The organism is Streptomyces sp. NPDC002044 (genome assembly GCF_040296725.1).
Lineage (GTDB): Bacteria > Actinomycetota > Actinomycetes > Streptomycetales > Streptomycetaceae > Streptomyces > Streptomyces antarcticus.
The window spans coordinates 1-1,189 of the sequence record NZ_JBEOXU010000331.1; the positions used below are offsets into that span (position 1 = coordinate 1).

A 1,189-nucleotide genomic window follows, 5' to 3' on the forward strand; every position below is an offset into this window, starting at 1 on the left:
AGAGGGTCTGCCAGGCGGCGGTGAACCGCCGGGTGTCCAGCGGTCCGTGCCAGCGCCAGTGGAGCTGTTCCACGTGCAGTCCGGTGCCGGGGCGGTCAGGGGCGGTGTGCCGGCAGTGCCGCGAGGCCGCGGGCGAGCGCGTCCGCGCTGTCCTGGGGGCCGGCCAGGCCGGTCATGACCACGCTCACCGGGACTCCCCCGGCGTCCGCGAGGACCCGTGCGAGGTGGTAGGCCGCCGCCGCGCCCGGGCCGCAGCCGGCCAGTACGAGCCGTCCGCCGGGCCCCCGCAGGCCGGTGAGTCCGGCGGGCACGCCGGCGCCCCGGGCGGCGTCCCACTCCAGCACGACGACCGTCTCGGGGCCCCGGTGGCGCCGCGCGAACAGCTCGTAGCCGCCGGCCGTGACGCCCGGGGCCGCCAGGAGGCAGAGCACGCCGGCCGAGGGCCGCCCCCGGCGCAGCGTGCTCAGCGCGGGGCGGCGGGGGGCGGGCGGAGGCGGGGCCATGGCGGGAGGCTGCGCGTCCGCGAGGAGGTCCAGGGCCCGGCCCACGGTGCAGTGGGGGCCCGCCAGCACCGCCAGCCCCCGCAGCAGGCGCACGCACTGGCCCAGGACGGCCGAGGCGTCCGCGTCGGCCAGGCGCGCCCGGTCGTAGACGGCGTCCAGGACCAGCGCGCCGGCGCTGTCGTGGCGGGCGCCGACGGTGACGGGCAGGGCGGCCGCGGGGCCCGCGGCGCGCGGCGGGCCCGCGGTGACGCCCAGGACGGCCAGCTCCCCGCGTACGGCGGGCGGCAGTTCGGCGGGGCCGTCGAAGGAGACGGCGCTCTCGGCGAGGCGTCCCGCGCCGGGCCGGCCGGTCCACTGGCCGATCAGGCCGCCGCAGACCCACGGGTAGGCCGTCAGGTCGAGCAGGGCGTCGCGGACCTGGTGCAGCAGGTCGCCCAGCGGCGCCGCCGGGTCCACCCGTACCGTCATCGGCAGCGGTCCCGGGGGCGGTCCGGGCAGGCCCGCGGCGCCGGGCAGGGTGCTGTCCCGGCCGCGGAGGCGGACCCCGAACGTCACCCGCAGCGGGCCCCGTACAGCCGCCGCCCGGTACAGCAGCAGCGCCCACGCCGTGTGCAGGGCGCTGCTCTCGCCGGCGCCGCGGTCCGCGGCCCAGGACCGCAGCCGGGAGCTGTGCGGCTCGCCCAGGC

General features: G+C 80.9%; 1 protein-coding gene. It reads right to left on the reverse strand.

From position 1 onward, the window contains the following. Window positions 1-95 precede the first annotated feature (95 nt). A partial coding sequence (locus ABT106_RS32010; protein WP_502979547.1) for a condensation domain-containing protein occupies window positions 96-1,189 on the reverse strand: 1,094 nt, incomplete at its 5' end.